Raw genomic sequence first — 26,801 nt, forward strand, 5'->3', positions numbered from 1 at the left:
CGCGGCGCGCTCCTCAACCCGCGTCTCTCGCCGGTGCGGTTTCGAGACGCGTGCCGCTGCGCGGCGCGCTCCTCAACCCGCGTCTCTCGCCGGTGCGGTTTCGATACGCGTGCCGCTGCGCGGCGCGCTCCTCAACCCGCGTCTCTCGCCGGTGCGGTTTCGATACGCGTCGCGCTGCGCGCGGCGCTACTCAACCCGCGAGAGCGACCAGGGTGTCGAAGGCGTCGTTGAGCTCGGGCCGCACCGTCTGCCGGCGGGGGTCGGCGAGGTGCCACTCGACGATCTCGCGGGCGCCGTCGGCGAACGGGATGATCGCCTCCCACCCGTGCACGAGACGCTTGACGCGCGTGTTGTCGAACACGACCGAGTGCGCCTTGTCGCCGATCAGACCGGGCCCCAGGTCCGGGAGGACGCGCGCGATCGTGTCCGACGCGACGTGCACGATCTCCGGGGTGACCCCGAGGGCAGATCCGAGGGCGAGGGCGATGGCATCCCAGGTCAGCACCTCGTCGCCCGTGATGTGCACGGGCGAGCCGAGGGCGTGCGGGTTGCCGAGCAGGCCGACGAACGCGCGGGCGAAGTCGCGGGAGTGGGTGAGCGTCCACAGGGAGGTGCCGTCGCCATGCACGATCACCGGCACGCCGCGGCGCATGCGGTCGAGTGCCGTCCAGCCGCCCTCGAGCGGGACGGAGCCGCCGTCGTAGGTGTGCGACGGCCGCACGATCGTCATCGGGAAGCCGGTCTCGCGGTAGGCGGCGACGAGCACGTCTTCGCCGGCGATCTTGTCGCGCGAGTACTGCCAGTGCGGGTTGCGGAGCGGCGTCGACTCGACGATCGGCAGGGCCGCGACCGGCTTCTGATAGGCGGATGCCGAGGAGATGAAGACGTAGTGGCCGGTGCGTCCGGCGAAGGTCTCGATGTCGGCGGCGACGTGCTCGGGGGTGAACGCCCGGAAGTTCACGACCACGTCGAACTCCTCCGCGCCGAGCGCGGCGCGCACCGAGGCGGCGTCCGTCGCGTCTCCCGTGAGCGTCCGCACACCCTCGATCGGCTCCCGCGTCGAGCCGATCCCGCGGGTCAGATGCGTGAGCTCGTCGCCGCGCGCGAGCACCTCGTGACTGCACGACGCGCTGATGGTGCCGTTGCCGCCGAGGAACAGGATGCGTCGAGCCATGGGCTCAGGCTATGCGGAGCGCGTCGCCGAGGGGGCCGGGGCCCCCTCGGCGACGGCGCTCTCACCGGCCCGGCCGGAGCTCGTCGGGCAGGAGATCGAACGGGGCGTCCTGCCACGTGATCGGGCGGAGGAAGCGTCGGATCGCCGAGCCCCCGACCGACGTGTGCAGCGAGTTCGAAGCGGGCCAGGGTCCACCGTGGTGCTGCGCCATCGAGACGGCGACGCCGGTCGGAAAGCCGTCGAACACCAGACGTCCCGACACCGGGGAGAGGGCCTCCACCGCCGCCCCGATCTCAGCGACAGGTCCATGGAAACTCGCGGTGAGCGACCCCTCGACTTGGGAGAGCACGCGCAGCAGGTCGCCTTCGTCGCGGTAGCGCACGACGACCGCCGCCGGGCCGAAGTGCTCGGCGAACGCCTCGGATCCGGCATCCTCGCTCGCGATCTCCACGAACACCGCCGACACGGTCGAGGCGCCGGCTTGGGAGAGCGCGCCGATACGGGTGGACGCGCCCGGCAGCGCCTCGAGTCGTTCCATCCCGGCCCGGAAGCTTCCGAGGATGCGATCGTCGAGCAGGTACTGGGCCTCGACTCGTGCGAGTTCGTCGTCGATCGCGGCCAGCAGTCCATCGCCCGCAGGTCCCCTCGGGATGAGCACGAGCCCCGGCTTGGTGCAGAGCTGCCCCGCCGACGCCGTGACCGATTGGACGAGTCCGGACGCGATCGAGTCCCGCCGGTCGCGGCACGCGGTCTCAGAGATGACGAGCGGGTTGATGCTTCCCAGTTCGCCGTAGAAAGGGATCGGACGATCACGCTGTTCCGCGACCCGCATGAGTGCGCGGCCGCCGTCTGGGGAGCCGGTGAAGCCGACGGCGGAGATCACGGGGTGGGCCACCAGGCGGATGCCGGCGTCGCGCCCGCGCACGAGAGCGATGGTCCCCTCCGGAGCGCCCGCACGACGAGCCGAGTCCTGCAGTATCTCCGCGCACAGCGCCGAGGTCGCCAGGTGGGAACCGTGCGCCTTGACGATCACCGGGTTACCCGCCGCCAGAGCGGAGGCGGTGTCACCGCCGGGCACCGAGAACGCGAGGGGGAAGTTGCTCGCCGCGAAGACCGCCACCGGCCCGATCGGAACGAGCATTCGTCGGAGGTCCGGCTGGGGGCCGAGCGCCGAATCGTGTGCCGGAACGATCGAGACCTCGAGGTAGGCACCGTCGTCGAGGATGCCCGCGAAGAACTCGAGCTGGTGGCACGTCCGGCTGAGCTCGGCCGAAAGACGCGCACGGGTGAGCGCCGTTTCGCGGCCGGCGATGTCGAGGATCTCGTCCTCTCGCGCTCTGAGCGCCCCGGCCATGTCGCGCAGCATCGCCGCACGCCCGCGTCGACCCATCTCATCGAGCGGTCGCGCCGCTTGCTGCGCCGACCGGCAGAGCTGTTCGAGCTCGGCCTCGGTCGTTTCGACGAACTCTTCGAGCACCTCACGAGTGCGCGCGTCTCGGCTGACGACCTGACGCGGGTTCGGGTCGTCGGAAATCGCTGACATGGAGATGATCTGCTCCCGAGGTCTTGAGTTGAGCCGGATCCGGTGCGTCACTGAGCGCCTGCCCGACACGGCCAGCTTAGCAACACTGTTCGCAACAGCGATCAGTGTTCAGATAGCCGAACTGCGTCGTCGAGGGTCAGCGGGGCGGCGGCAGTCGGGAACAGTCCCGCGATCTGCGCGGCGCCGCGACGGTAGACGTAGAACGTGCGGCGGAAGGTGCAGACCTCGCGACCCTCGCCGTTGAGCGCCCGCGTCCGCACCGTCACGACTCCGGCATGTGGGCGGGAGGACGACCCGCGGGTTTCGAGGACGATCGACTCGGAGTAGAGGGTGTCGCCCGCGAAGACCGGGTGGGTCATGCGGATGTCGTCCCAGCCGAGATTGGCGAATGCGTTCTGGGTGAGGTCGGTCACGCTCTGGCCGACCGCGATCGCGAGGGTGAGGGTGGAGACGACGAGCGGGGCACCGAACTCCGACCGCGCGGCGTACTCGCGATTGAAGTGCGACTGGTTCGTGTTCATGGTCAGGAGGGTGAACCACGTATTGTCGGCTTCCGTGATCGTGCGGCCGAGCGGATGCTGATAGACGTCTCCGACCTCGAAGTCCTCGAAGAACCGACCGGTCCATCCGTCGCGTACGACCACGATCAGACGCCGATCCCGAGCGACTTGTGGAAGACGTCGACGCCACCGACGAGACCGCCGTCGTCGTACGCGATGCCGAGCGGCTTGGCCAGGAAGTTCGTGGTCCCCGACTCGTAGACAGCCCGGACATCGTGACCCCGGCTGCGCAGATCGTCGAGTGCGTCGGCGGGAACGCGGTCATCGATGATCAGAGTGCGCACGGTCGGTCCCACCGGACGCGATGGATGAGCGCCCTCGAGGTGGAGACGCGGTGCGCCGATCGCCTCCTGCACGTCCATGCCGAAGTCGATCATGTTGATGATCGTCTGGAACATGGAGGTCACGACGCGGCGTCCTCCCGGGGCGCCCAGCGCTGCGACGGGCTTCCCATCCTTGAGCAACATCACGGGAGTCGCATGGCCGAGCTGGGTCTTCCATGGTCCGACCGAGTTGGGCGTGCCGGGGCGCGGGTTCATCCACATCGTCACGTCGTAGAGGCTGACGCCCGTCCCTTCCGGCATGACGCACGACCCGTACGCCAGGCCGAGGGTCTGCGTGAGGGTGACGACGTTCCCGTCACGATCCGCCGCCGCGCAGTGGGTCGTCTCATGGCCACCGGGGTCGCCGGACAACGCGGGCTCGCCCGGCTCGACGAGTGCCGAGAACGGCCAGGGATCGCCGGGTCGGGTCCTGTCGGCCACGCGCTCGCGGGAGAAGCCGTCGAGCAGCGAGGTCGCGTAGGCCGGATCGGTGAGGGCGTCGAGCGGCACCGTAGCCCCTGTCGGGTCACCGACGTAGACGAACCGATCGGTCCATGCCTGCCTCATGATCTCGGCGATCAGGTGGAGGCATCGACCCGACCACCGGGGCAGCGAGCCGAGGTCGAGCTGCTCGGCCAGGTTGAGCATCTGGATGAGCGTGAGCCCGCCTGTCATCCCTGAGGTCGCGACGACCTCGTAGCCGCGGTAGTGCGCGCGCAAGGGCTTCTCGGTCGAGGGGCGGTAGCGCGCGAGGTCCTCGGTCGTGAGGACTCCGCCGCCGGCCTGGACCGACCGAGCGATCGCCTCGGCGATCGGTCCCCGATAGAACGCGTCGGCGCCGCCCTCCGCGACCGCCGCGATCGTTCGGGCGAGGTCCGGTTGCACGACGGGCCGACCGGCGCCCTGGTAGAAGCCTGTCGGCATCGGAAGTCCGTCGGCGAGCAGCACACGGGCGATCTCTCCGCCTGCTTCGAGGTGCCGGAGGTGGTTGGCGGCGTAGACGACGTCTTCCTCGTCGGCGGTGAATCCGTCTCGCGCGAGAGCGATCGCCGGCTGCAGGAGCTCCTCCCACGGCATCGTCGCGCCGCTCTCGTGGAGCGCTGCGAGACCTGCGACGTAGGTCGGAACTCCGACCGAGAGCGCACCGCGCTCGTTGACCGCATCCCGCAGCGCATCCCAGCCCATCGCGGCCCCGCCGTCCGCTGCCGGCTGGGCGTACGGCACGAAGACGTCTTCGGCGAGTCCCGCCGGCGTGCGCCCGTAGAAGTTGATCTCCTCGACGATCCCGGTTGCCGCCGAGTGGGCGAGAAGGACGCCGCATCCTCCGATGCTGTTCATGGCCGTCTCGCGCACTGCCGTGACGAAGCTCATCGCGACCATGGCGTCGTAGGCGTTGCCGCCCTGATCGAGGATCGCCGCGCCGACCTCCGCGCCCTCACGGTTGTGGGCGACTGCCATCCCGCGCGTACCGCGTGCCGCCGTCTTCCCGATCAATCTCGTTGTGCGTGTCATCACCATTCCTCGGAGGTTTTCGCGATCGAGCGTAGCGCCGCGCCCGGTATTTCGGCAACCGGGTCGCACCCGAAGGTGACTTGACGGGATATACCTCCGAGTTTTACCGTGACGAGGTGAGACCGCTCGCCGACATCCGCATCATCAGCCTCGAGCAGTACGGCGCGGGACCGTACGCGACCCTGCACCTCGCGGACCTCGGCGCCGAGGTGATCAAGATCGAAGACCCGACCGCGGGCGGGGACGTCGCGCGCTATGTCCCGCCCTTCGCCGACGGTGAGGACTCCCTCTTCTTCCAGACGTACAACCGCAACAAGTCGTCGGTCGCCCTCGACCTGCGCGACCCGCGGGGGCGTGCGGTGTTCGAGGATCTCGTCCGTGTCTCGGATGCCGTCTTCAGCAACCTGCGGGGCGACGTGCCCGAGCGGCTCGGTATCCGCTACGCAGACCTCGCGCCGATCAACCCCGCGATCGTGTGCTGCTCGCTGAGCGGCTACGGGATGACGGGGCCCCGCGCTGCCGAGCCCGCGTACGACTACATCGTGCAGGGGCTCGCCGGCTGGATGGACCTCACGGGCGAGCCGGGCGGCCCGCCCGCGAAGTCGGGACTCTCGCTCGTCGACTTCTCGGCGGGGCTTGCGGCGACGGCGGCTCTCGTCGCAGGTATCCACTCCGCGCGACGCGACGGGGTCGGGATGGACTGCGACCTGAGCCTGCTCGACACGGCCGTCTCGATGCTCGGCTACGTCGGGACCTGGCAGGAGACGGCGGGGTACGCCTCGACCCGCACGGCACGATCCGCTCATCCCTCGCTCGTCCCGTTCCAGAACTTCGCCGCCGCCGACGGCTGGATCGTCGTCGCGTGCGCGAAGGAGAAGTTCTGGGAGCGCCTCGTCGAGACCGTCGACCCCAGCCTCGGCGACGACCCGCGGTTCGCAACCTTCCGCGATCGCCGTGAGCACGCCGACGTCTTGCTGCCCCTTCTCGATCAGGTGTTTGCGACCCGACCGGTCACGGCGTGGCTCCAGGCCCTCACGGCAGCGGGCGTCCCGTGCGGTCCGGTCAACTCCCTCACCGAGGTGGCGGCAGACCCGCAGGTGATCGCGCGCGGCGGCTTCACGCACGTCCCGCACCCTGAGTGGGGTGAGATCGTCGCACCCGCGAGTCCCGTGCGGGTCGGCGAGCCCTCGGCCGGTCACCGCGCGGCCCCAGGCCTCGGCGCCGACACCGACCGGGTCCTGCGCGATGTGCTCGGGTACGACGACACGGCGATCCGACGGGTTGCGGGGATGATGGGGGGATGATGACACCGGGCGAGGCGAACGCGCCCGCCTACGACCGGGTCGCCGCACGCATCCTCGACGAGATCCGCGCGGGCGACCTGCGCCCCGGGGATCGGCTTCCCGCCGAATCCGAGCTCAGCGCGGCCTACTCGGTGAGTCGCAACACCGCGCGCGAGGCCATTCGCGCACTGGCGAGCCAGGGATACCTGACGAGCCGGCGTGGTGTCGGCGGTGGGGTGTTCATCACGCACCCCGAGCCGGAGGAGTTGAGCGACGCCCTCGCGACCGGCCTCGGGTTGCTCACGGCGTCGGATCGCCTGCCCGTGTCGTCGCTGCTCGAAGTGCGGGAGATCATCGAGCTTCAGGCGGCGGAGCTCGCGGCGCTCCGTCGGACCGGCGACGAGCTCCGGGGGCTTCGGGCGAGCATCGCCGAGCCGAGCCCCGCCGACCCTGACGCCGTGTTCCACCACAACCGCACCTTCCACACCCTCCTGCTGCGCGCGACCCACAACCCGCTCCTCGAGCTCGTCGCGGCTCCCGTCTTCCGGATTCTGGAGGATCGCTTCGCTCGCGAGCGCGCGGCGCCCGATTTCCGGGCGCGCGTCGATGAAGACCACCGCGACATCCTTGCGAGTATCGAGGTGCGCGATCAGGTCGGGGCCCGGGAAGCCGTGCGCGCGCATCTGCGTTATCTGCGGACCACGTACGAGGCGATCGACCGCGCTCGCTGAGACACGGCGCTCACCGTCAGGCCTGACCGAGCTCCGTGCGCTGCCGCCCGGTGCTCTCCGAGCCCGGGAGGTCAGGGCGGGCGGAGCTCACGCCGTCACCGGCCCGCGAGCTCGGACAGCACGGCGGCCGAGAACTCCTTGGTCGTTGCGGTGCCGCCGAGGTCACGCGTCCGCGTACCAGACGCCAGCACCGCTTCGAAGCCCGCGGTCAGTTCCGCGCTCGCGGCGGTCTCTCCGAGGTGGTCGAGCATCATCGCGCCGGCCCACATCGCGCCCACCGGATTCGCGACACCGAGCCCCGCGATGTCGGGGGCGGAGCCGTGGACGGGTTCGAACATGGAGGGATGCCTCTTCTCGGGGTCGAGGTTCGCGCTCGGAGCGATGCCGATCGACCCCGCGAGTGCCGCCGCGAGGTCGGAGAGGATGTCACCGAAGAGGTTGGAGGCGACGATGACGTCGTAGCGGTCCGGCTTCAGCACCAAGCCGGCGCTGAGGGCGTCGATGAGTACGCTGTCGAGCTCGACGCCGTCCTCGCTGGAGACGACGTCGTGCACCACCTCGTCCCAGAAGGGCATGGAGTGGATGATGCCGTTCGACTTCGTCGCCGACGTCAGACGTCCCGAGCGTTCGAGCGAGCGACGCACGGCGTAGCGCGTCACCCGCTCGATGCCCGCGCGAGTGAAGATCGCTTGTTGAACGGCGGTCTCCGCCTGCCCGCTTCCATATCGACCCCCGACCGTCGAGTACTCGCCTTCGGTGTTCTCGCGCACGATGAGGAGGTCGATCGCCGAAGAGCTCGCCGCAGGCACTCCGGCGAGCGTCCGGACCGGACGCAGATTGACATACTGGTCGAAGGTCCGGCGGATCGGGATGAGCATGCCCCACAGGGTCTCGGTGTCCGGAATGTCCGGGTCGCCGACGGCGCCGAGCAGGATCGCGTCGTAGCCGGCGAGCGTCTCGAGCGCGTCCACCGGCATCATGCGTCCGTGGGCCCGGTAGTGATCCGATCCCCAGGGGAGGTGCTCCCAGGCGAAGCGGGCGCCGTGTCTGGCCCCGACGACATCCATGGTCGCGATGGCGGGAGGGATGACCTCGGTGCCGATCCCGTCTCCTGCGAGGACGGCGATGCGGTGGCGGCGCGACTCAGCGGGCATCGTCAACCCCCGGCAGCGCGGCGTCGAGGTCAGGCGAGCAGAACGCACCGCCGACGAGATGGTCGAACGGGCCGGGGGAGAGATCGCCGATGCGGTCGGCGAAGCTCTCCGCGTCGTCCTGCGGCTCGTATCCGAGTGCACGCGCGCCCTCGAGCGAGAAGATGCCACGCGTGTTGGCGGACTGGCCCCAGACGACGCGGTAGCCCGGGGACGGCACGCTCAACGCGGCCTCGACGAGGCGAGCCGCGTCGTCGTAGGAGAGCCAGGTCGAGAGCTGTCGTCGGTCGCGCGGCTGCGGGAAGGACGACCCGATGCGGATCGCCACGACGTCGAGACCGTAGCGGTGGTGGAAGAGGGAGCCGAGTGCCTCGACCGCGACCTTCGACACGCCGTAGTAGGTGTCCGGCGCCGGTGCCACGTCGTCGGCGAGGGGCGCGCCGTCTACCGGCACGAAGCCGGCGACGTGATTGGAACTGGCGAGTACGACGCGCGGAACGCCCGCCAACCGCGCGGCCTCGAGCACGGTGTGGGTCCCATCGACGTTGACCCGCAGGATGTCGCGCCATGGAGCCTCGAGACTCAGTCCACCGAGGTGGACGATCGCGCTCGCGCCGGAGACGGCCGCACGGATCGCGTCGACGTCCTCCAGTTCGGCGACCACATGTTGCTCGTCCCCCGCGTCGGCGAGTGGCGCGAGGGGGGCGCGGTCGAGAAGGCGGAGCGTGCGACCGCTCCGGGCTAGCCGCGGTCTGAGGGCCGTGCCGACGCCGCCCGCCGCTCCGGTGACGACGACGATCTCGGAGGGCATCGAGGGGCTCCTTCGCGTGGCCGTCAGCCTAGAGTCGAAGGACGGCGCGTTGACAATGATCGCGGGGCAGTCTTACAGTTCACGGAAGTGTTCGCAAGCGCGATCACTGTTCGCATATCCGAACGACCGAGGATGGCCTATGATCCCCGACGGCACCCCGCCCGGAGCGCGTTCGTCGTGTTGAGGTACATCCTCGGACGCATCGTGCGCCTCGCGCTGACACTTCTCGCCGTGTCCGTGGTGACATTCGCCCTGCTCAAGCTCGTCCCCGGCTCCTTCGAGCAGCTCGCCGACATCGAGGGCTCCGGCCTGGGCGGCGGCACGGGCGGAGGGGAGAGTGGCTCGACCGGCTCGACCGACACCCGCCCCGCTTGGCAGCAGTACGCCGAACTCATGCTCGGCGTCGTGACGGGCGACATTGGGCCGAGCTACAAGTACCCCCAGTCGAGCGTCGAGAGCATCATCGCCGGGGCCTTCCCGGTCTCGCTGACGCTCGCGGTCGGCGCCACGCTGCTGACCGTGCTGGTCGCCGTACCGCTCGGCGTGCTCGCGGCCGTGAAGAAGGACCGCCCCGGCGACTACGTCCCCATGTTCGTCGTCACCACGGCCAGCGCGTTCCCGGGCTATCTCGCGGCGCTCGTGCTGGTGCTGATCCTCTCCTCCTGGCTGCGACTCGTCCCCACCGGGGGATGGGGGGATGTCGACAACGCCGTCATCCCGATCCTCGCGCTCGCCGTAGGTCCCACCGCGATCCTCGCCCGCTACGTCAGATCTTCGATGCTCGAATCGCTCCGCGAGGAATACGTGGTCGCGGCGATCGCGAAGGGCGGCCGACCCTCCGTGGTACTGGTCAAGCACGCGCTGCGCAACTCGCTCATCCCCGTCGTGACCGTCGTCGGCCCGCTCTTTGCCGGCCTCGCCACCGGGACCGTCTTCATCGAGGCGCTCATGGGCATCCCCGGCCTCGGGATGTTCTTCACGGTCGCCGCGCGGACCCGCGACATCCCACTCCTGATGGGCACCACCCTCTTCTTCGCGCTCGTGCTCGTGCTGACGAACTTCATCGTCGACCTCTTGTACGGGGTGATCGACCCGCGCATCCGCCACGCGGGTCCCCTCTCCTCCACTCGGAAGATGCGCGCCGCGATCAGGCGAGCCGCTCAGGGAGAGCAACCGACCGATCTCGCGAGAGGGATGAGCATTTGAGCGCGTTGACCGATCGCAGCCGCCCCACGTCCCCGGTGGTGGCGCAGAGCGAGGCGGCGCGTGCCTGGAACCGGTTCCGGCGCAACGGGTTCGCCGTCTTCGGGCTCGGGCTCGTCGTCGTGCTCGTCGTGCTCGCAGTCCTCGCCCCGCTCATCGCGCCTTACGGCTATGCCGAGCAGGACCTGGCCTCGCGACTGCTTCCGCCGTTCTCGGAGGGCCACCTGTTCGGGACCGACGTGCTCGGTCGCGACCTTCTCTCCCGGCAGCTCTACAGCCTGAGCACCGCGCTGACGATCGGATTCTCGGCCGAGCTCGGCGCGCTGCTGATCGCCCTCGTGATCGGCATGATCGCCGGCTACCGGGGTGGGCGCGTGGACCAAGCCCTCATGGCGCTCACCGACATCATGTACGCGTTCCCGGCGTACCTCTTCACGGTGCTCGTGGTCGTGATCCTCGGTCGCGAGACCTACGCCATCATCATCGCGATCGCCGTCACCTCGTGGGTGACCCAGGCGCGACTCGTGCGAGCTCAAGTGCTCAAGGTGAAGAACTTCGAGTTCGTCGAGGCCGCCCGCGCGTTCGGAGCTCGCGGCAGCGTCATCGCCACGCGGTACATCCTCCCCAACGCGGTCGGTCCCCTGCTCGTCACGACCAGCTTCGGGATCCCCGCGGCGATCATGGCGGAATCGGGGCTGGCGATCCTCGGTCTCGGCGTCGCCCCACCGACACCGTCGTGGGGCGGGATGATCGTCGAGGGCTACCGGTACGCCCTCACCGCCCCGTACCTCATCGCCGCGCCGCTCCTGCTCTTCGCCATCACGATGCTCGCGTTCACGTGGCTCGGCGACGGGTTGCGCGACGCGTTCGATGCCAACGAGGAGGATGCCGCGTGAGCCCGCTGCTCGAGGTGAGCGACCTGCGGGTCGCCTTCCGGAACCGTGGCCGCGCGCCCGTCGAGGTTGTCAAGGGCATCTCGTTCGGACTCGATCGCGGCGCGGCGCTCGCCGTCGTCGGCGAGTCGGGCTCCGGCAAGACCGTCGCGATGCGATCGCTGCTTGGCCTCCTGCCGGCGACCGCCGACGTGACGGGCTCGGCCCGGTTCGACGGTGTCGACCTCGTCGGCCTTGACGAGCCCGGGCTGCGGCAGGTGCGCGGCAAGCGCATCGGCATGGTCTTCCAGAACGCGATGCAGGCGCTCAACCCCACCATCAAGCTGCGGACCCAGCTCACCGAACACCTGCGCTGGCACCGGCTGTGTGCGGCCGACGAGGCGGTCGAGCGAGCCATCCGGGCCCTCGACCGCGTCGGCATCCCGGAGCCCGAGAAGCGCATCAATTGGTACCCCTTCCAGTTCTCGGGAGGAATGCGGCAGCGGGCCATGATCGCGATGGCCCTCGTCACCGAGCCCGACATCCTGATCGCCGACGAGCCGACCACGGCACTCGACGTCACCATCCAGCGGCAGGTGCTCGACCTCCTTCGCGACCTGCGTGGCGACGGCCTCACGATGGCGTTCATCACCCACGATCTCGGCGCGGCGCGCTACGTCTGCGACGACATCGTCGTCATGCGCCATGGCGAGATCGTGGAGGCGAACACGATGGCCGGGTTCCTCTCGGGCGCCGAGCATCCGTACTCGAGGCAGCTGCTCGCGGCATCCGTCGAGATCGAGACAACCGCCGACGAGGCGCGGGCGACCCAGGGGGGCTCGGACGTGCCGCTCCTCGAAGCCCGCGCGCTCACCAAATCGTTCTCGTCGTCGGTCCCGCCCGCGGTCGACGGGGTCGATCTCGTCGTGCGCGAGGGCGAGACGGTGGGCATCGTCGGGGAGTCGGGCTCCGGCAAGTCGACCCTCGCGCGTCTGCTCATGAATCTCACCCCGGCGACCGACGGGACGGTGCTCTGGAATGGGCTCCCCCTCGCGAAGCTGTCCCGAGCAGAGCAGCGCGATGCGCGCAAGTCGATGCAGATGGTGTTCCAGAACCCGCTGGGCTCGCTCCTGCCCCAGCTCACGGTGGCCGACAACGTCAGCGAGCCGCTGCGCGTTCACGGAATCGGCACCGCGAAGAGCAGGTTCGACTCGGCGGTCGAGATCCTCGACGCTGTCGGCATTGCGGCGGAGCGCGCACGCTCCTACCCGCGCCAGTTCTCCGGCGGGCAACAGCAGCGGGTCGCGATCGCGCGAGCCCTCGCCCTCTCGCCGTCGCTGCTGGTCTGCGACGAACCGACCTCGGCACTCGACGTCTCGATCCAGGGTCAGATCCTCGAACTGCTCCAGCGCCTCCAGCAGCAGGAACGATTCGCGATGGTCTTCATCACCCACAACCTCGCCGTCGCCCAACGCCTCTGCGATCGGATCGTCGTGATGCGCGCCGGCCGCGTGGTGGAGAGCGGCCCGACCGCGGAAGTCTTCGAGCGACCCCAGCACGCCTACACCCGAGCGCTGCTCGCCGCCGTGCTGCCGATCACGCGCGACGCCAGTCCGTCGGAGGTGGTCGCGTGACCGCCCCGCGGATCCGCGACGTGCGGCGGCACACGCTGCACGTCCCGTTCACCGAGCGCTCCGCGCCGTGGAATTCGCTGCTCGTGGGCCAATGGGCGATCGTCGAGGTCATCGAGGTTCGCACCGACGATCCGTCGGTCGTCGGCTGGGGCGAGTCGGTGCCCGCCTACACCTCGGACCGGGTACCGGACGCGCAACTCGAGCGCCTCGTCGGCGCCAACCCGGCCGACCACCTCTGGGATCCCTCGCTCGGCATGGGTCTGCAGATGGCGCTGTTCGACGCGGTCGGCAAGGCGCTCGAGGTGCCGATGGCGCGGCTGCTGAACCTTCCGGTCGTGCGGTCGAGTGCGCCCATCGCGTGGTGGAGCACGAAGATGCCACCCGACGTGCTCGCAGGCGAGGCTCGTGACGCCGTTGCGGCGGGGTACCTCGCTCACAAGTTCAAGGCCCGCCCGTGGTTCGACCCGATCGCGCAGGTGGAGGCGATCTCCGCCGTGACCCCCGACGAGTACCGGCTCGACATCGACTGGAACAGGATGCTGCTCGACCGCCCGACGGCGCTCGGGCTGCTCCGCAAGCTCGACGATCACCCGAAGGTCGGCCTGTTTGAGGCCCCCATGTCCGACGGCCGATTCGACGACTACCGCCTGCTGCGCGAGCAGCTGCGACATCCCGTCGTCGAGCACTTCGACCAGGGGCCGTTCGCTCCGGGCGCTCTGGCCCACTCGTATGACGGTTACGTCTTCTCGCCCAACACCCAGGGGAACGGCGTCGGGGGACTCCTGCGGCAGGTCCTCCTCGCGGAAGCGTTCGGCAAGAGCGGGTGGCTGCAGATGGTCGGCACGGGGATCACGACGGCATTCACCCTGCAGGTGACCTCGGTCGCGCCTGCCGCGCGCTGGCCGCTCGTGACCGCCATGAACATCTACACCGACGATCTGATCTGCGAGCCGATCCGCATCGCCGGCGGTCAGGCCTTCGTTCCGGACGGTCCGGGACTCGGCGTCGACGTCGACGTCGAGGTGCTCGATCGCTACGCCGTGCCGTTCGGGCACCGGATCGAGTATCCCCGTCGCATCCTGACGCTCTCCCTTCCGGGCGACCGCCGTCGTGACTACGCGACCATCGGCCAGCTCTGGCGGGACTGCCGTGTTCACGGCAACGTCCCGCTGACCGGCGAGGGCGCCGCCCTCGAAGTACGGGACGACGACGGGAGCGCGGCGTTCGATGCCGCCTACCGCGAACTCGAGGGGGCGCCGCGATGGCGCTAACCCTCACCGACGAGAAGGAGGATGCCGTGACGACGGGCGAGGGGGCGACCCGCGATCGACGAGCGGAAGCGCGCGTACTCCTGCGATCGTCGTGGCAGATGGCGAACATCGGCGATATGGCGCACGCTCCCTCGGCGATCGGACTCTTCGACCGTCTCGCGCCGGACCTCGACTTCGTGCTGTGGGCGCGCCGCATCTCGGACGATGAGCGCGCCACCCTCCAACGCTGGTATCCGGGTCTGCGGGTCATCACGGGAGAGCTCGACGAACTGGGTCGCGCGAGTACGTCCGAGCTGGCTGAGGAGCTCGCCCGCTGCGACTTCCTCCTGCACGGTTCAGGCCGGCTCCTCGCCGGCGAGCCGGATGTCCGGCGCTGGGCGGCGGCCACCGGCAAGCCCTACGGGTTCTTCGGAATCTCGGTCGATCCGCTCACGCCGACGTACGCGTCGACCCTCGACGACATGGCGCGAGTGGTCGCCGGGTTGACCCCCGCCTTCATGAGCCTGGAGCAGAAGACGCTCGTCGAGCACGCCGAGTTCGTCTATTGCCGGGACTCGATCTCGGTCGCCTACCTGCACGCACAGGGGATTCCGGCGGCACGCCTCGGACCCGACGCGGTCTTCGCCTTCGACCCGCCCGAGAACTCCGACGCGGACGCCTTCCGTCGCTCACACGGTCTCGAGGCCGACGGCTACGTCTGCGTCGTGCCGCGACTGCGCTATACCCCGTACCACGCGATGCTCGGCACGTGGGCGGGTCAGCCCGAGCAGCTCCGCGACGCGATCAACGCGGTCGCGGCCGAGCATGAGCTCGGAGTGCTCGGCGACCTCATCACGAGAGTGGTGCGCGAGCGTGGAATCAGGGTGCTGCTGTGTCCGGAGATGAGCTACGCCGACCAGCTCGGCGCCGACATCGCCGCGTCGCTCCCCGACGACGTGCGCCCCTCGGTGGTCGCGATGACGGGATTCTGGACTCCCGCGGAGGCGACCGCCGTCTTCGCCGGGGCCGCGGTCGTCGTGAGCATGGAGTGCCATTCGCCGATCCTCGCCGGGCGGGTCGGCGTCCCGGCCCTCTATCTCCGGCAGCCCACCGACACGATCAAGGGGCGGATGTGGGCAGACCTCGGGATGCCCGACCGCATCCTCGAACTCGTCGGTGCCACGGGCGAGGATGCGATGCGCCTCACCTCGGCACTGCTCGACGGCACCGTGCCACGGACGGAGACCCGGCGCCTCGCGCGGGCCGCCGAGCAGCTCCTCGAGGAGCTCACCGTTCTCGCCGCGGACCGGATCCGCGCGGCGGTCCTCGCGTGAGGCTCCTCGTCGTCGGCGGCGCGGGAAAGGTCGGAGGCATCCTCGTGCCGCAGCTCGCGAGCGACCACGAGATCACGGTGCTCGATCGGTTCCCGTCACCCGGCCCGGTGCGTCACGTGGCGACCGACATCACGGAGCCGGCGGCGTGGGACCGTCTCGACCCAGTCGACGGCCTCGTGTTCCTGGCGATGGCGCGGCCCGGCCACGACGCCGCGGCGGCAGCCGCGCAACTCCGCGTCCAGGTCGTGGGCCTGTATCTGGGGCTCGACTGGGCGGCGAGGTCGGGTGCCCGAACCGCCGTCTACGCGAGCAGTCTGACGGTCTTCGCGACCCCGCCCGGCGAGCACTACCCGCCGAACGACGCCCCGCCGGATGCGACTGCTCCCTACGGACTCGCCAAGCGCTGCGGTGAGGAGGTCGCGCGTGCCGCCGCCGAGCGATCCGGGATGACGGTGACGGCGCTCCGGCTCGCGCATCCCGCCACCGACGACGAGTGGGCGGGTGCTGGGCGGACGCCTCTCTACGGCACGGCGACGTCGCCCGGCGACCTCGGCCGCGCCTTCTCGCTCGCGCTCGCCCGCACCGGCGGCTTCGCCGCCGTGCCGGTGAGCGGCGACGCCGAGAACAGATACGTCGATCTCGCTCCCACGCGCGCACTGCTCGGGTGGGAGCCCCAGGATCGCCTGGCGGCGGAACGTGCGTGGCCGGTGCGCGCATGAGCTCGGCCGTGCATCTCGCCCAGCTCAGCACCGTCGAGGCTCGCGAGCATCTCGCGCGGGCCCGCGTCGGCATCGTGCCGGTCGGCGCGATCGAGCAGCACGGGCCGCACCTCGCTCTCGAGACGGATGCGCGCATCGCCGCCGAGTTCGCCGTTCGACTGGCGAGCGATCTCGGCGACCAGGCGGTGCTCTGTCCTCTTCAGCCCTACGGCATCTCGGATCATCATCAGGGCTTCGCCGGCACCATCACCGTCCGGGCGACGACGTTCATCGAACTGATGCTCGACGTGGTCTCGTCACTCCAGAGGAATGGGCTCGACCGCGTCGTGATCGTCAACGGCCACGGCGGGAACATGCCCGCGCTGAGCATCTTGTCGAGCCGCGCGCGCACCGAGCTGGCGCTACCGGTCGCCACGCTCATGTGGGCCCGCCTCGCGAGCGATGTCATCGCCGACGGATCCGCCGGTCAGGAGCGCGGCCACGCGTGCGAGAGCGAGACCTCCCTCGCGATGGCGCTCGCCCCGCCGCTCCTCCGCCCCGCCGAGCTCCCGGAGCCGGAGTTCCGCGATGTCGTCCCCCGAGACGCGCGACCACCCCGCGGGTTCGTCGACCTCTCCGTCGACTTCGGGGAGTTGACCGCGAACGGGGTCTGGGGACGCCCCCGCGCCTCGTCGACCGAGTTCGGCGAGCGCATCCTCACGACGGCGCTCGAGCGAGCGCTGCGCTTCACGCGCGAGTTCATCGGCGATGCACCTGCCGTCCGTTGACCGGCGACGGGGCCTAGAGCTGAACGCGCAGAGCGCGCGCGACGTCGAGCGCGCCCGTCGCGAGCGCGTCGACGACCCGGCGCTGGAGCTCGGGGGTCACGCGGGCCGTCGGGATCGCACAGCTGAGAGCATCCACCGCCGGCCCGTCGGCACGCGGGATCACGACCGCGATGCAGCACAGCCCCGGGGTGCTCTGGCCCTGCTCGATCGCCCAACCGCGCGATCGCGTCTCCTCGAGGCGCTCCCGCAAGGCGTCACGGTCGGTGATCGTTTCGGGCGTCAGCGCGGCGAGCTCTGCGGGCAGGAGCGCGTCGATCTCGTCCCAGTCGCGCTCGGCGAGCAGCGCCTGACCCAGGGCCGTCGCGTGGGTCGGAAGCCGGCGCCCGATGCGGGATCCCACTCGGAGGTGGTGCTGGGTCTCGCGGCTCGCGAGGTAGAGGATCGACTCGCCGTCGAGTCGTGCGAGGTGAACCGTCTCGTCGAGCTCGCGCCGAAGGTCGGTCAGCACGGGACCCGACAGCGCGACGACGGGGTCGCGATCGAGGTACTGGGTTCCGACCCGGAGGGCGCGCAGTCCGACGCTGTAGGTGTGGCCGCGGTCGCGCGACTCGATCCAGCCGAGAACCCGCAGGGTCGCGAGAAGGCCCGACAGGCTCGACTTCGGCACCGCGAGACGCTTCTGGATCTCGGTGAAGGTGAGTGCGCGGTCGCTGTCGGCGAGCAGCTCGAGCAGCTGAATGGTGCGATCGGCGGACTTGATCCGCGCTCCGACGAGCTCCTTCGCCGGGCCTGGCTCAGCCACAGGATCCGCCATGACTCCCCACCTTATCTGCGATTCGTTGACATGCCCCCGGGCACGCCCTAGGCTGCCCCCTGTTCTGCAGTGTGATCACTGTTCAAGTATACGAACATCCGATGACTCGAAAGGAATCGCAGTGAAGAAGACCCTGCGCATGTCGGCCGTGGCCGGCATGCTCCTGGCCGGCACGCTCGCGCTGACCAGTTGCACCACGGTCGAGCCGACGGTCGACCCCAACGTCGAGCAGATCCTCCGTCAGGGCTCCGGTCCGATCAGCAACCTCGACCCCCAGTTCCGCACCGGTGCGGGCGGCGGGCACATCATGCTCGCCGGGCTGCTCGAGGGCCTCGTGGTCGTCGAGCCCGGCGGCGAGGTGACGCCCGGCGTCGCGGCATCGTGGGAAGTCTCCGACGACGGCCTGACGTACACGTTCACCCTCAACCCCGACGCCCACTGGTCGAACGGCGACACCGTCGTCGCCGAGGACTTCGTCTGGAACTGGCAGCGCCTCCTCACGCCGGTGACCGGGGGCGGCGAAGCGCGGGCCTACGAGGCGCAGCTGGGTGTCGTCGGCGCGTCCGCCTACCTCGCCGGCTCGACCGACGACTTCTCGACCGTCGGCGTCAAGGCCCTCGACGACGAGACCGTCGAGTTCACTCTCGCGAAGCCCAACCCCGACTTCCTCACGATGCTCGGCCTGCATTGGGGCCTTCCGCTCCACCCCGCGACCGTTGAGGCGCATCCTGACGACTGGTCGACGCCGGAGAACTGGGTGGGCAACGGCGCCTACGTGCTCGACGACTTCCGGATCAACTCGGGTGCGACCCTCGTGCGCAACGAGGAGTACTGGAACACCGACGAGTACTTCCTCGACACGTGGGAGTTCCGCTTCTCGGACGGCGGTGACACCGCGCAGATCCTCGCCTTCCAGGGGGATGAGATCGACATCCTCCGCGTGGAATCCGACCTGTCGGCGGTGACGGCCGACCCGGAGCTCCTCGGACAGCTCGTCTCCGCGCCCGCGAACCAGATCCGCAGCCTCCAGCTCATGTCGAGCAAGAACGAGGCGCTGCAGGACCCCCGCGTCCGCGAAGCGCTCTCGCTCGCGATCGACCGTGAGGCGCTTGCAGCGCTCCAGGCGCCGGACGTGGCCGGGACGAGTCTCGTGCCCGACGCCGTACCCGGCTACGAGGAGGTCGACCAGACGGGCTTCGACCCCGACCGTGCGCGCGAGCTCCTCGAGGACGCCGGTTACTCGGACGGTGAGGGAATGCCGACCGTCACGATCCTCACCAGCCAGGCCGCCCCGTTCCTCGAGGCCATCGGCGAGATGTGGCGCACGGAGCTCGGCGTCGAGTTCTCGCTCGACGTCGTGGAGGCGGGCGTGTACGTGCAGAAGCGCGCGCAGCTCCACGAGGCTGACTACGCCGGCTTCTACTACATCAACTACTCGGTCACGCCGGCGACGGCCTACAGGGCGGCGACGAGCGCGTCGGGTCAGCGGTGGAACACCTTCCTCCTCGATGCGGACGCGACCGCGGAGTACAAGGCCGTCAACGCGGATGCGACGCTCGCCGCCGCGGACAAGGCGAAGGCCCTGGCCGCGATCCTCGCGGAGGAGTCTCCCGCGGAGTACCTCGAGTACCTCGAGCTGCTCGCGGAGGCGGAGGAACTCCCCGCCGGCGCCGAGCAGGACGAGGCGCTGCTCGAGGCGGCCTCCGCACTCGAGGCGGCGTACGCCCGCATCCCGGTGCTGTGGGGCGGCTACAACCTCATCGTGAACCCCCGCGTCGTCGGCCTGAGCCCCTGGGCCACGAGCACCGTGTTCTCCACGAAGGGCGTGCACATCATCGCCGACTAGATCGGACCCTCGGGTCGCCCGCGTCGCCGACGAACTCGGCGGCGCGGGTGGCCCCCGCACGACAGCCCCAGGACACACGAATCAAGGGATCGACGATGTCGACAGTCGAGTTCGGAACGACCGGACCGCTCTTCTTCCCCGTCACGCCGTTCGCGGCCGACGGCTCCTTCAACCCTGCGCTCCACGAGCGCCTCGTCGCTGACGGCGTGGCCGCCGGAGCGAGCGCCGTATTCGCGGCGTGCGGAACCGGTGAGTTCCACGCACTCAGCAACAGCGAGCACACCGACATCCTGCGCGTGACCCGCGGGGCGGTTCCGTCCTCGGTGCCGGTGTTCGCGGGCGTCGGCGGTGCACTCGGAGCGGTCAAGGACCAACTCGCCGGCGCCGAGCGTGCCGGGGTCGACGGTCTCCTGCTCATGCCCCCCTACCTCGTCGGAGGTCCGCAGTCCGGTCTGATCGCATACGTTCGCGAGATCGCTGCCTCGACGGAACTCCCGATCGTCGTCTACAGCCGCGACAACGGTGTCTTCGCACCGTCGTCACTTCCCAGTCTCACCGCGATCCCCAACGTCATCGGATACAAGGACGGTGTCGGAGACCTCGAGTCGATCGGCTGGGCGACACGGATCGCGCGGCGCTCGGCCTCGGAGAGCGGCCGCGAGTTCTGGTTCTTCAACGGCTTGCCGGCGGCCGAGACGACCATGAACGCTTACGCGGGGGTCGGGATCGACCTCTACTCATCATCGGCCTTCTCGTTCGCTCCCGAGATCTCCCAGGGCTTCTACCGCGCCTTCACCTCCGGCGACACCGCGACGGTGCAGGAGCTCTTGGACACGTTCTACTTCCCGCTCGCGGAGGTACGCAGCCGGGTGCCCGGCTATGCGGTCGCGCTGGTCAAAGCCGGCCTCCGGCTGCGTGGAATCGACGCCGGCGCCGTGCGCCCGCCGTTGGTCGACCCTGCTCCCGCGGACGTCGCCGACATGCGAAGGATCCTCGACGCGGGCCTGGCGGCCGTCGGCGCGGCCGACCGCGAGCTCGCCGTCGCCGCGGGGTCGTGACCGAGTCCCCCCAGGAGCCGACAAGGATCGGCTATGTCTTCCCCTGGGACGTCGTCGGCGACCCGGCCGCGCTCGACCGCTGGCAGGAGCGGGGAATCGACCGTCTCGCCATCGCGGCGAGCTATCACGAGACGCGCGCGGCGACGCCGCTGCACCCCCGACACCTCTTCGTGGATGCCGCGCACGCCGCCTTCTACGGACGTCGCGCCCCGTGGGCTGGCCTGTTGAAGCCGGTCTATCCGCGCTGGATCGAGGAGGATGCCTTCGGCCGCGCCCGGGACGCAGCGCGGGCCGCGGGGTTCTCGGTCGCGGCCTGGACGGTGCTCACCCATCACGACGTGCTCGGCGCCCGTCATCCCGACCTCTGCGTGGTCTCCGCCTGGGGGGATCGCTATCCGTGGGCGCTCTGCCCGAGCTCAGCGGCGATCGTCGAGTACTGCTCGTCGTTGGTCCGGGAGGTCGTCGCCGCGGGATCACTGGACGGCCTCGTCCTCGAATCCGCCGGCCCGATGGGAGTCGACCACCGCGGCGCGTACGACAAGACGGATCTCACGGGCTGGACGGCGCGCGACCGGGCACTCCTGTCGCTGTGCTTCTGCTCAGCCTGCGGCGATGCCTACCGAGCGGGGGGCCTCGATCCCGTCTCGCTCGCCGACGGCGTTCGCGCCACCTTGGGCCGCGCAGCATCCGCGCTCGATCACGCCGCCGCCATCGACCGCGCGTTCGCCGTGAGGCTCGAAAGTTCGGGCGCCCTGGTGGTCGAGACCGTCGCCGCCGCGCACGAGGCGGCGCCCGGCCTCCGGGTCGCGATGCACGTGGGCGCCGACCCGACGTCCGCCGGGCCGTTCCCTCCGCTGCACCCCGCTGCCGCATCCTCGCTCGACACCCTCGTCGCGTCGGGCTGGGACCCACCGGCGGCCGCCGGCAACCTCGCGGCCCTTCGCGACCTGGCCCCGGATGCCGCCCTCGGGCTCTACGTGCGCCCGGAGTTCCCGGCCCACCTCATCGCGACGCTCGAGCCCGCCCCGTCGGAGCTCCACCTCTATCACCTCGGACTCAGCGGCCAGGCGGAGCTCGAGGCGCTCTCCCAGCTGGGGCGGGTGCGATGACGACCACGGCATCCGCCCTCTTCGTCGCCGGCGAAGACACTCTGATGCGACTCACGGCCGACGGCGAGAGGTGGGCCGCACCGACGAGCCTCGAGCTCGAGGGGCGGATCATGGCGTTGGCTCTGACCCGCCGCGACGACGAGACGCTCGTGCATCTCGCGAGCACGGCCCGCGACGGCCGCTTGTTGTCGGTGCGATCGCGCGACGACGGCTTGGAACTCGCGGGGGACGTCGCCGCCGGCGGCCTGCTGCCCTGCTCGATCGCGGTCTCGCCCACGAGGCGTCACCTCGCCGTGGCGAACTACCGGTCCGGGTCGATCGGCATTCACGCCCTCGACGATCGAGGCCTGCCGGGGGAGGCGGAGCACGTGCATCCCGGGGCGGGATCCGGCCCCGATCCGCGGCGTCAGGACGGCCCGCACCCGCACGCCGTACTCGTGCGCGGCACCGAGCTCATCACCGTCGACCTCGGCGCCGATGCGATCACCCGGCACGAGTGGTCGTCTGACGGGAGCCTCATCGAGCGCTCCCGGGCCGCCGCCGCCGCGGGGTCCGGCCCCCGGCACGCCGCCCTGGTCGGCGAAAGCTGGCTCGTCTCCGCCGACGAGCTCGGCGCGTCGGTGAGCCTCTTCCGCCTCGACCCGCGCGATCCCGTCGGCGAGCTGGTCGACAGGCTGAGCCTCCCCCGCGTTCCCGGCGAGGCGGCGCGCGACTACCCGTCGGATGTCGTCGTCGTCGGGGAGCACGTCTACGTCGCGACCCGCGGCGCCGGCGTGATCACCCAGCTCGCCATCGGCGCGGGGCGGCTCGTCGCCGTCGATGAGGTCGCGTCGGGACGCTGGCCCCTGAAGCTCGTCCACGCTCGCGGGCGCCTGTACTGCGCCGCGCGCGACGACGGCGTGGTCGTCGGGTGGACCGTCGACGGACACACCGGTCGCCTCAGCGGCCGGCACAGCGTCATCGAGCTCGAACGTCCCGTCTGGGTGGCGGCGTGCTGACCTATAAAGACAAGGAGACACACGTGGCCGAGACCTCTGCGGAGAGCCTGATCGGTTCGTGGCCGGAATCGCTCGCGGCGTGGGAGCGCGCGAAACGCACGCTCGGCGGCGGCGTTTCGACGGGACTCCGCGCAGCGATGAAACCGCATCCCCTCTCGTTCGTGGGAGGCGCCGGCTCGCGCCTGACCGATGTCGACGGCAACGACTACCTCGACTACGTGCTCGGCTGGGGCCCCGTCATCCTGGGTCACGGTGCTCCGGCGATCGTCGAGGCGGTCGCCGCTCAACTCCCGCGGGGGGCCACCTACGGCAGCGGTCACGAGTACGAGTACCGCGTGTCGGAGAGGATCGTCGCCGCGATCCCCGGCGTCGACAAGGTGCTCTACTCCAACACCGGGTCCGAGGCGTTCCAGATCGCGCTCCGCCTCGCCCGTGCTGCCACCGGACGCCAGCGGTTCGTGAAGTTCGCCGGGCATTACCACGGCTGGACCGATCCTGCGCTCGTCGGCTACCGGCCGGATTCCTCCGGCGCGCTCGACGTCCCGGGGACGCGCGGCCAGAGCGAGACGTCGGTCGGCGACGTGGTGATCGCGCCGTGGGGCGACCTCGACGCGGCGCGCACGGTGCTCGCCGACGCGGCGGACATCGCAGCGGTGTTCCTCGAGCCCGTGCTCTGCAACTCAGGCGTCATCGCGCCCCCGCCGGGCTACCTCGAGGAGCTGCGTCGCCTGTGCAGCGAGGCGGGAGTCGTCCTCGTGTTCGACGAGGTGATCACCGGCTTCCGGATGGCCGCCGGTGGCGCGACCGAGCGCTACGGGGTCACCCCCGACCTCGTGATCCTGGCGAAGGCAATCGCGGGCGGCTTCTCGCTCGCCGCCGTCGGCGGTCGGGCCGATCTCATCGATCTCACCGGTAACGGTGTCGTGCACGCCGGAACCTACAACGGCAACCCCGTCGTGCTCGCGGCAGCGGACGCGACGCTCCGCGAACTCTCCCGTGCGGGTACCTACGAACGTCTCGAGGCCGCCGCCTCGGCCCTCGCGGCGGGGTTCCGCACCGCGATCGCCGAGGCGGAGGTCGTCATGGCCGTCAATCAGGTCGGGCCGGTCGTCCAAGTCGGTCCCGGCGTCGCGGCGATCTCGACCTTCGACGACTTCCTCCGCATCGATCAAGGTGCGTACGACCGCCTCACCGTCGAGCTGCTCCGCCGCGGGATCTTCGTGATGCCGGGCGGGCGGTGGTACCTCTCCACCGCGCACTCGGAGGTAGACGTCGATCACACGGTCTCGGCATTCCGGAACGCACTCGCCGCGTGGATCGAGCCGACGCGATGACCACGGCAGACGAACGCCTCGTGCAGATCCTCGCGATCCCCCCGGCGCCGGGTCGCCCGGACTCGCCGATCCAAGGGGTCCTCCTCGACGGCGACACCGCCTACGTCTCGGGTGTCGTCGCGTTCCGGGGCGCCGAGCGCCCGGCCCCCGCGAAGGTCGGCCGCGACATGACGGTCGCCGACGCCCGTGTGCAGGCTGGCCTAGCGGCGGCGAATGGCCTCCACCGCCTCGCGTCGGCCATCGGCTCGCTCGCGAACGTCGAGCAGATGCTGAAGCTCACGGTGTTCGTCAACGCCACGGAGGATCTGGTCGATCAGCCCGAGGTCGCGCACGGCGCGAGCGAGGTGCTCCTGCAGGTGCTCGGCGAACGCGGGCGGCACGCCCGCTCGGCGATCGGCTGCGCCAGTCTCCCCCTCGGCGCCCCGGTCGAAGTGGAGATGATCGCGAGGGTGCGGCGATGAGGATCGCGCTTGCGGGGATGGCGCTCGAAGCGAACTCCTTCGCCTCGACACAGGCGACGCTCGCGATCTGGCAGGCGCGCGGGATTCTCGACGGCGAGCGCATCCGAGACGAACACGCCACCGCGGCGACCATCATCGCCGGGTATCTCGCGGCCGAGAGCGAGGCCTCCGACGTCGAGCTCGTGCCGTTGGTCTCCGCTCGTCTGCTCGCGACGGGCGTGGCGACGGCGGACGCGTTCGAGCACATCGCCGGTCGAATCGTCGCGGCCGTACGCGAGGGTGGACCCTGGGACGGGGTGCTGCTCGCACAGCATGGCGCGATGATCGCGGACGGGCAGCTGGATGCCGACGGCGAGCTCGTGCGACGGGTTCGCGCGGTCGTCGGTCCGGATGTGCCGATCGGGGTGACGCTCGACCTGCACGCGAACGTCTCCGAGCGACTGGTCGCGGAGGTGGACGTGCTGACGGTCTACCAGACCAACCCGCACATCGACGCGGCGGAACAGGGCCTCGCCTGCGCGCGGCTGCTCATCCGCACGATCCGGGGTGAGGTGCGCCCGGCGCTCGCGCTCGCGCGCGTGCCGATCGCGATCGACATCCTTCGGCAGGGCACGGACGACGAGCCGATGCGCGGGCTCCTCGCGCGGGCTGGCGAGGTGGCGGGCTGGGAAGACGTGCTGTCGGTGAGCCTCGTCGAGGGGTTCCCCTGGGGGGACACACCGCAGATGGGTGCGAGCGTGGTCGCCATCGCCGATGGCCGCCCCGACGTCGCGGCACGGGCGGCGGAGTCCCTGGCCGCCGACCTGTGGTCGGCCCGGGCGGAGCTGATCGGCGACGCCCCGGGTGCAGAGGACGCCCTCCGCCTCGCGCTCGCCGAGCCGACCGGTCCGGTGGTCGTGCTCGACGTCGGAGACAACGTCGGCGGAGGGAGCGCGGGGGACTCGACACACCTGCTGCATGCCGCGCGTGCGGTCGGCGCGACGGGGGTGGCGATCGCGTTGAGCGATCCCCGCGCGGTCGAGCTCTGCGCGGCTGCGGGCGTCGGCGCTCGCGTCGAGTTGACGGTCGGTGGCCGCACGGATGACATGCACGGCGTCCCCTTTCCGGTGCGCGGCACCGTCATCGCCCTCCACGACGGGCGCTTCGAGGACCCCACGCCGACCCACGGCGGCATCCGCTTCTACGACGTGGGTGCGACCGCCGGCCTCCGGACGGACGACGGCCTCCTCCTCGCGATCCACTCGCGTCCGTCGGGTGCGTTCAGTCGGGAGCAGTTCCGTATCGCCGGCATCCATCCTGAGTCGGCGCGCATCCTCATCGCGAAGGGGGTGCACTCGCCTCGGGCGGCCTTCGAGCCGATCGCCACACGTCTGATCCAGTCGTCGACGCTCGGAGCTACGAGCAACGACCTCGCGTCGTTCCCCTACCGGCACCGTCCGCGGCCGATGTACCCGTTCGAACCGGGCGCGCGGGTCGGGCGCGCGTTCATCCCTCCGCGGAGCGCAGGCTGGTCAGCAGGGCCGTGACTCCCGAGCTGAGGACCCGCACGGCGTGGGCGACGTGATGATCGAGGAATCGCGACGCGGGCGCCGAGACGCTGATGGCGGCGGGGAGCCCGATCCCGATGAGGGGCACCGCGACGCAGCGACCGTCCTCCTCGTTCTCCTCGTCATCGAGGGCGTAGCCGCGCGCACGGGTGACCGCGAGGTCCGCGAGGTAGGCGGATGGGGAGGTGAGGGTGCGAGGTGTGCGGGCCGCCATGCCCTCGGCCTCGAGGATGCCGGTGACGCGGGCGTCGTCGAGGGTCGAGGCGATCGCCTTGCCGAGAGCCGTGCAGTGGAGGGGTTCGCGGTCCTCGAGGCGGGCGGCGAGCCGCACCGTCCTCGGGCTTTCCGCGATCGCGAGGTAGCTCACGACGTGGCCGTCGAGCAAGCCCAGGTTGACGGTCTCGCCGAGCTCGTCGCGGAGCCTCTCGAGAAGAGGCCGGGCATGCTCGGTGAGCGCGCTCAGCCGACTCGACCGCAGGCGCAGCAACGCCGAACCGATCCGCATCCGTCCGGTCACGGTGTCGCGATGCAGGTAGCTGCGTTCCTCGAGCGTCGCGAGGTAGCGGAAGGCGGACGTCTTGGGAAGCTCGACCGCAGCTACGACGTCGGCGAGCGTGACGCCCTCAGGGTGCGTCTGAACCAGGTCGAGGATGTCGCAGACGCGCTCGACGGCCCGGATGGATTCGGGCCTCTCTCCCGTCTCGGGTTCGCGCACCCCTTGACCGTACCCGAGCCGATGGTTCATGATTCGGAACACGTTGTTCCAT

At 70.4% G+C, this 26,801-nt stretch carries 24 protein-coding genes; 16 read left to right on the forward strand and 8 right to left on the reverse strand.

Annotated features, from left to right (window positions below; all coding sequences use genetic code 11):
• Window positions 1-190: 190 nt before the first annotated feature.
• The 4 genes from ACO1X9_RS14305 to ACO1X9_RS14320 form a co-directional block, all read right to left on the reverse strand.
• Window positions 191-1,174, reverse strand: a complete 984-nt coding sequence (locus tag ACO1X9_RS14305) for an SDR family oxidoreductase (protein WP_486351518.1) — start codon at window positions 1,172-1,174, stop codon at window positions 191-193.
• A 61-nt stretch (window positions 1,175-1,235) separates the two neighbouring features.
• The gene (locus ACO1X9_RS14310) at window positions 1,236-2,717 is read right to left on the reverse strand and encodes an aldehyde dehydrogenase (NADP(+)) (protein ID WP_486351519.1); all 1,482 of its coding nucleotides are present in this window, start codon (window positions 2,715-2,717) and stop codon (window positions 1,236-1,238) included.
• Between the two features lie 101 nt (window positions 2,718-2,818).
• Window positions 2,819-3,361, reverse strand: coding sequence for a MaoC family dehydratase (locus ACO1X9_RS14315; RefSeq protein WP_486351520.1), 543 nt, complete (start codon window positions 3,359-3,361; stop codon window positions 2,819-2,821).
• Window positions 3,362-3,363: 2 nt separating this feature from the next.
• The gene (locus ACO1X9_RS14320) at window positions 3,364-5,058 is read right to left on the reverse strand and encodes a gamma-glutamyltransferase family protein (RefSeq protein ID WP_486351521.1); all 1,695 of its coding nucleotides are present in this window, start codon (window positions 5,056-5,058) and stop codon (window positions 3,364-3,366) included.
• Window positions 5,059-5,228: 170 nt separating this feature from the next.
• Between ACO1X9_RS14320 and ACO1X9_RS14325 the strand changes: the two genes are divergently transcribed.
• Window positions 5,229-6,416 (forward strand): CaiB/BaiF CoA transferase family protein, encoded by a 1,188-nt coding sequence (locus ACO1X9_RS14325; RefSeq protein ID WP_486351522.1) that lies wholly within the window; start codon window positions 5,229-5,231, stop codon window positions 6,414-6,416.
• Window positions 6,413-7,126 (forward strand): FadR/GntR family transcriptional regulator, encoded by a 714-nt coding sequence (locus ACO1X9_RS14330; protein ID WP_486351523.1) that lies wholly within the window; start codon window positions 6,413-6,415, stop codon window positions 7,124-7,126. The genes ACO1X9_RS14325 and ACO1X9_RS14330 overlap by 4 nt, the downstream gene beginning before the upstream one ends.
• Before the next feature lie 95 nt (window positions 7,127-7,221).
• On the opposite strand, the gene ACO1X9_RS14335 is transcribed toward ACO1X9_RS14330, so the two are convergent.
• Window positions 7,222-8,280 (reverse strand): isocitrate/isopropylmalate dehydrogenase family protein, encoded by a 1,059-nt coding sequence (locus ACO1X9_RS14335; RefSeq protein ID WP_486351524.1) that lies wholly within the window; start codon window positions 8,278-8,280, stop codon window positions 7,222-7,224.
• A complete protein-coding gene (locus ACO1X9_RS14340) occupies window positions 8,270-9,088 on the reverse strand; it encodes an NAD-dependent epimerase/dehydratase family protein (protein ID WP_486351525.1) in 819 nt (272 codons plus the stop codon). The genes ACO1X9_RS14335 and ACO1X9_RS14340 overlap by 11 nt, the downstream gene beginning before the upstream one ends.
• 132 nt (window positions 9,089-9,220) lie before the next feature.
• Here ACO1X9_RS14340 and ACO1X9_RS14345 point away from each other — a divergent pair, with 132 nt between their 5' ends.
• Genes ACO1X9_RS14345 through ACO1X9_RS14375 form a run of 7 tightly spaced genes read left to right on the forward strand, consistent with a single transcriptional unit; the run spans window position 9,221 to window position 16,867 of the window.
• The gene (locus ACO1X9_RS14345) at window positions 9,221-10,294 is read left to right on the forward strand and encodes an ABC transporter permease (RefSeq protein WP_486351526.1); all 1,074 of its coding nucleotides are present in this window, start codon (window positions 9,221-9,223) and stop codon (window positions 10,292-10,294) included.
• A gap of 5 nt (window positions 10,295-10,299) precedes the next feature.
• Window positions 10,300-11,187 (forward strand): ABC transporter permease, encoded by an 888-nt coding sequence (locus ACO1X9_RS14350; RefSeq protein ID WP_486351527.1) that lies wholly within the window; start codon window positions 10,300-10,302, stop codon window positions 11,185-11,187.
• Window positions 11,184-12,797 carry a dipeptide ABC transporter ATP-binding protein gene (locus ACO1X9_RS14355; protein WP_486351528.1) on the forward strand — a complete coding sequence of 538 codons (1,614 nt, stop codon included), beginning with the start codon at window positions 11,184-11,186 and terminating at the stop codon, window positions 12,795-12,797. The genes ACO1X9_RS14350 and ACO1X9_RS14355 overlap by 4 nt, the downstream gene beginning before the upstream one ends.
• A complete protein-coding gene (locus ACO1X9_RS14360; RefSeq protein ID WP_486351529.1) occupies window positions 12,794-14,068 on the forward strand; it encodes a mandelate racemase/muconate lactonizing enzyme family protein in 1,275 nt (424 codons plus the stop codon). Before ACO1X9_RS14355 ends, ACO1X9_RS14360 begins: the two co-directional genes overlap by 4 nt.
• The gene (locus tag ACO1X9_RS14365; RefSeq protein ID WP_486351530.1) at window positions 14,059-15,381 is read left to right on the forward strand and encodes a polysaccharide pyruvyl transferase family protein; all 1,323 of its coding nucleotides are present in this window, start codon (window positions 14,059-14,061) and stop codon (window positions 15,379-15,381) included. The genes ACO1X9_RS14360 and ACO1X9_RS14365 overlap by 10 nt, the downstream gene beginning before the upstream one ends.
• Window positions 15,378-16,100, forward strand: a complete 723-nt coding sequence (locus ACO1X9_RS14370; RefSeq protein WP_486351531.1) for an NAD-dependent epimerase/dehydratase family protein — start codon at window positions 15,378-15,380, stop codon at window positions 16,098-16,100. Before ACO1X9_RS14365 ends, ACO1X9_RS14370 begins: the two co-directional genes overlap by 4 nt.
• Window positions 16,097-16,867 carry a creatininase family protein gene (locus tag ACO1X9_RS14375; protein ID WP_486351532.1) on the forward strand — a complete coding sequence of 257 codons (771 nt, stop codon included), beginning with the start codon at window positions 16,097-16,099 and terminating at the stop codon, window positions 16,865-16,867. The genes ACO1X9_RS14370 and ACO1X9_RS14375 overlap by 4 nt, the downstream gene beginning before the upstream one ends.
• Window positions 16,868-16,880: 13 nt before the next feature.
• Here the strand turns inward: ACO1X9_RS14375 and ACO1X9_RS14380 are convergent, their stop codons facing one another.
• Complete coding sequence (locus tag ACO1X9_RS14380) at window positions 16,881-17,681, reverse strand: IclR family transcriptional regulator (RefSeq protein ID WP_486351533.1); 801 nt, start codon at window positions 17,679-17,681, stop codon at window positions 16,881-16,883.
• A 121-nt stretch (window positions 17,682-17,802) separates the two neighbouring features.
• Here ACO1X9_RS14380 and ACO1X9_RS14385 point away from each other — a divergent pair, with 121 nt between their 5' ends.
• The 7 genes from ACO1X9_RS14385 (at window position 17,803) to ACO1X9_RS14415 (ending at window position 26,013) form a co-directional block, all read left to right on the forward strand.
• A complete protein-coding gene (locus ACO1X9_RS14385; protein WP_486351534.1) occupies window positions 17,803-19,527 on the forward strand; it encodes a peptide ABC transporter substrate-binding protein in 1,725 nt (574 codons plus the stop codon).
• A gap of 95 nt (window positions 19,528-19,622) precedes the next feature.
• On the forward strand, window positions 19,623-20,585 hold the full coding sequence (locus tag ACO1X9_RS14390) for a 5-dehydro-4-deoxyglucarate dehydratase (RefSeq protein ID WP_486351535.1): 963 nt from the start codon (window positions 19,623-19,625) through the stop codon (window positions 20,583-20,585).
• Window positions 20,582-21,694, forward strand: coding sequence for a hypothetical protein (locus ACO1X9_RS14395; RefSeq protein WP_486351536.1), 1,113 nt, complete (start codon window positions 20,582-20,584; stop codon window positions 21,692-21,694). The genes ACO1X9_RS14390 and ACO1X9_RS14395 overlap by 4 nt, the downstream gene beginning before the upstream one ends.
• Window positions 21,691-22,692 carry a lactonase family protein gene (locus ACO1X9_RS14400; RefSeq protein WP_486351537.1) on the forward strand — a complete coding sequence of 334 codons (1,002 nt, stop codon included), beginning with the start codon at window positions 21,691-21,693 and terminating at the stop codon, window positions 22,690-22,692. Before ACO1X9_RS14395 ends, ACO1X9_RS14400 begins: the two co-directional genes overlap by 4 nt.
• A gap of 23 nt (window positions 22,693-22,715) precedes the next feature.
• The gene (locus tag ACO1X9_RS14405) at window positions 22,716-24,026 is read left to right on the forward strand and encodes an aspartate aminotransferase family protein (protein WP_486351538.1); all 1,311 of its coding nucleotides are present in this window, start codon (window positions 22,716-22,718) and stop codon (window positions 24,024-24,026) included.
• Window positions 24,023-24,487, forward strand: coding sequence for a RidA family protein (locus tag ACO1X9_RS14410; protein WP_486351539.1), 465 nt, complete (start codon window positions 24,023-24,025; stop codon window positions 24,485-24,487). The genes ACO1X9_RS14405 and ACO1X9_RS14410 overlap by 4 nt, the downstream gene beginning before the upstream one ends.
• On the forward strand, window positions 24,484-26,013 hold the full coding sequence (locus ACO1X9_RS14415; RefSeq protein ID WP_486351540.1) for a M81 family metallopeptidase: 1,530 nt from the start codon (window positions 24,484-24,486) through the stop codon (window positions 26,011-26,013). The genes ACO1X9_RS14410 and ACO1X9_RS14415 overlap by 4 nt, the downstream gene beginning before the upstream one ends.
• On the opposite strand, the gene ACO1X9_RS14420 is transcribed toward ACO1X9_RS14415, so the two are convergent.
• On the reverse strand, window positions 25,973-26,749 hold the full coding sequence (locus tag ACO1X9_RS14420) for an IclR family transcriptional regulator (protein ID WP_486351541.1): 777 nt from the start codon (window positions 26,747-26,749) through the stop codon (window positions 25,973-25,975). The two genes, ACO1X9_RS14415 and ACO1X9_RS14420, sit on opposite strands and share 41 nt — an antisense overlap.
• Between the last annotated feature and the right edge of the window lie 52 nt (window positions 26,750-26,801).

It is taken from the genome of Pseudolysinimonas sp. (assembly GCF_057350545.1).